This is a genomic window from Mesorhizobium sp. M7A.F.Ca.US.014.04.1.1 (genome assembly GCF_003998745.1).
GTDB classification, from domain to species: domain Bacteria; phylum Pseudomonadota; class Alphaproteobacteria; order Rhizobiales; family Rhizobiaceae; genus Mesorhizobium; species Mesorhizobium ciceri.
Genome location: NZ_RZRW01001518.1, coordinates 1 through 396 on the forward strand (window position 1 = coordinate 1; position 396 = coordinate 396).

The 396-nt window shown below is 56.8% G+C and carries 1 protein-coding gene; it reads right to left on the bottom strand.

Annotated features, from left to right (window positions below):
* On the bottom strand, positions 1-357 hold a 357-nt coding region (locus tag EOA22_RS37410), incomplete at its 3' end, for a DUF559 domain-containing protein (RefSeq protein ID WP_245478830.1).
* Positions 358-396 lie beyond the last annotated feature (39 nt).

The window sequence follows — 396 nt, forward strand, 5'->3', positions numbered from 1 at the left end:
CAACGGGGAGATGGTGGCCGGAGCGAAGCGGAGGTCGGGTGAGGGGGTGGAAATCTTTCCGTCAAGGCAAGCCAAGATCGTATCCAGGACCGCTCGACGTTCGGCCAAAACCTCATGATTCCAGAACCGGAGAGCCGAATAACCTTGTCCGTTCAGCCAAGCTGTCCTGGAAGGGTCGGTTGGAGAATCTGCGTGCTGACTACCATCAAGTTCGACAATCAGGCTTACCTCGCGACAAACAAAATCCGCGATGAACGGTCCAAGCGGCACTTGCCTCACAAATTTGTAGCCATTGAGATGACGGTCTCTCAGCTCCCCCCAAAGCCTGTATTCAGCCTCGGTCTCGTCAACCCGCAGCTTTCGGGCGCGAGCGGTTGCCCCGACCTTTCTCTTGGT